The organism is Glutamicibacter sp. NPDC087344 (genome assembly GCF_044744225.1).
GTDB lineage: Bacteria > Actinomycetota > Actinomycetes > Actinomycetales > Micrococcaceae > Glutamicibacter.
In genome coordinates this window covers 1-3038 of record NZ_JBIUXY010000024.1, presented here as the reverse complement: position 1 = coordinate 3038, position 3038 = coordinate 1, and the positions used below count along the sequence as shown (strand labels likewise).

Here is a 3038-nt window from a genome sequence, read left to right as displayed (position 1 = left end):
CCCTGCTCTAACGGATTGTAAGCGCACGGTTTCAGGTACTATTTCACTCCCCTCCCGGGGTACTTTTCACCATTCCCTCACGGTACTGATTCACTATCGGTCATCAAGTAGTATTCAGGCTTACCAGGTGGTCCTGGCAGATTCACACAAGGTTTCACGGGCCCCGTGCTACTCGGGTATCCACACAAAGAACGGCAGACACGCATTACACCTACGGGACTATCACCCTCTCTGGTCCGGCATTCCAACCGATTCACCTATACGCCTGCACCTCATCCCACCAGCGTAGATAGAACTGGTACATGTAGACCCCACAACCCCGATGATGCAACGCCTATCCGCTATCACACACCAACCGGTTTAGCCCCATCCGCGTTCGCTCGCCACTACTAACGGAATCACTATTGTTTTCTCTTCCTGCGGGTACTGAGATGTTTCACTTCCCCGCGTTCCCTCCACACAGCCTATACATTCAGCTGCAGGTCACACCACATAACATGGTGCGGGGTTCCCCCATTCGGAAATCCTGGTATCAACGTCCGGTTATCGACTCCACCAGGCTTATCGCAGATTCCCACGTCCTTCATCGGCTCTTGATGCCAAGGCATCCACCGTGCGCCCTTAAAAACTTCAACACAAAACAAAGTTTCAAATAAAAAATAAGCTATAAAACAATCAACAAAATCACTACAAACAAGACTCAAACACCACACACACCCAGGACAGGCACATGCAGCTCATCTCATCTGCAAGATGCTCGCGTTCACTATACAGTTCCCAAACAACAACCCCACACCCCCACACACAACCCCCACAGGCCAACAACCAACCCCCACCACAAGCAGGAATCAACCACCAACCACCAGGACTACATGCAGCAGACACAGGACAAACACTGAAACACCAAACACCCAACCACACACACCCATCAACAAACAGAATCACCCACAGGCGAAACCATCAACAGACAGAACCACCCACAGGCGAAACCATCCACAGATGAAAATATGCGGCCAGGAGGCTTGTTGCCTCAAAACCCAACAGTGCACCAAACACAACCATTCACACCATGCACCCCGCGCACCCTTCCAACACCACAACAACCCCCACAAAAGGAGACCACCATGATGCGTACTAAACTACACAAGCCACACAACATAAACCATGCCAACACCCCACCCACACCACAACCAACCACAAAGCTGACCGTAAGTGCGAACGTTTTCCAGTGTTGAGTTCATTGACATTCCACCCTCGAGCAACCCACCCACACAACACTCGTGCATGGCATGAGCAACCAAAAATTGGTTAGCTCCTTAGAAAGGAGGTGATCCAGCCGCACCTTCCGGTACGGCTACCTTGTTACGACTTAGTCCCAATCGCCAGTCCCACCTTCGACGACTCCCCCCACACAAGGTGGTTAGGCCATCGGCTTCGGGTGTTACCAACTTTCGTGACTTGACGGGCGGTGTGTACAAGGCCCGGGAACGTATTCACCGCAGCGTTGCTGATCTGCGATTACTAGCGACTCCGACTTCATGGGGTCGAGTTGCAGACCCCAATCCGAACTGAGACCGGCTTTTAGGGATTAGCTCCACCTCACAGTATCGCAACCCATTGTACCGGCCATTGTAGCATGCGTGAAGCCCAAGACATAAGGGGCATGATGATTTGACGTCATCCCCACCTTCCTCCGAGTTGACCCCGGCAGTCTCCCATGAGTCCCCGGCATAACCCGCTGGCAACATGGAACGAGGGTTGCGCTCGTTGCGGGACTTAACCCAACATCTCACGACACGAGCTGACGACAACCATGCACCACCTGTGAACCAGCCCCGAAAGGAAACCACATCTCTGCGGCGATCTGGAACATGTCAAGCCTTGGTAAGGTTCTTCGCGTTGCATCGAATTAATCCGCATGCTCCGCCGCTTGTGCGGGCCCCCGTCAATTCCTTTGAGTTTTAGCCTTGCGGCCGTACTCCCCAGGCGGGGCACTTAATGCGTTAGCTACGGCGCGGAAAACGTGGAATGTCCCCCACACCTAGTGCCCAACGTTTACGGCATGGACTACCAGGGTATCTAATCCTGTTCGCTCCCCATGCTTTCGCTCCTCAGCGTCAGTAAATGCCCAGAGACCTGCCTTCGCCATCGGTGTTCCTCCTGATATCTGCGCATTTCACCGCTACACCAGGAATTCCAGTCTCCCCTACATCACTCTAGTCTGCCCGTACCCACCGCAGAACCAGGGTTGAGCCCTGGTCTTTCACGGCAGACGCGACAAACCGCCTACGAGCTCTTTACGCCCAATAAATCCGGATAACGCTTGCGCCCTACGTATTACCGCGGCTGCTGGCACGTAGTTAGCCGGCGCTTCTTCTGCAGGTACCGTCACTTACGCTTCTTCCCTACTGAAAGAGGTTTACAACCCGAAGGCCGTCATCCCTCACGCGGCGTCGCTGCATCAGGCTTGCGCCCATTGTGCAATATTCCCCACTGCTGCCTCCCGTAGGAGTCTGGGCCGTGTCTCAGTCCCAGTGTGGCCGGTCACCCTCTCAGGCCGGCTACCCGTCGTCGCCTTGGTGAGCCATTACCTCACCAACAAGCTGATAGGCCGCGAGTCCATCCCCAACCGATAAATCTTTCCACCACAAAACATGCGTTCCATGGTCATATCCGGTATTAGACCCAGTTTCCCGGGCTTATCCCAGAGTCAGGGGCAGGTTACTCACGTGTTACTCACCCGTTCGCCACTAATCACCCCAGCAAGCTGGAGGTCATCGTTCGACTTGCATGTGTTAAGCACGCCGCCAGCGTTCATCCTGAGCCAGGATCAAACTCTCCATAAAAAACAAAAAGCCACCACAACCCCACCGGAAAAAGACGGGGCCACACGTGATGTATATCCTGGCGAATAAAAACACTCGGAACAACACACGGGGGTGCATCATCCCAAGCAAAATGTTTCGTATTCACCAAACAAAAAATAATTTGGTATCAACAAACTTGGCACACTATTGAGTTCTCAAACAACAAACACT

Annotated in this window: 2 rRNA genes (1 of these 2 running past the window's edge); both read right to left on the bottom strand. The window is 53.2% G+C overall.

Annotation, left to right across the window (positions count from 1 at the left end):
• Window positions 1–635, bottom strand: a 23S ribosomal RNA gene (locus ACIOWL_RS21120); it reaches 2688 nt to the left of the window's first position.
• A gap of 685 nt (window positions 636–1320) precedes the next feature.
• Window positions 1321–2846 (bottom strand): 16S ribosomal RNA (locus tag ACIOWL_RS21115).
• Together the 16S and 23S rRNA genes form the textbook arrangement of a ribosomal RNA operon.
• Window positions 2847–3038: the final 192 nt, after the last annotated feature.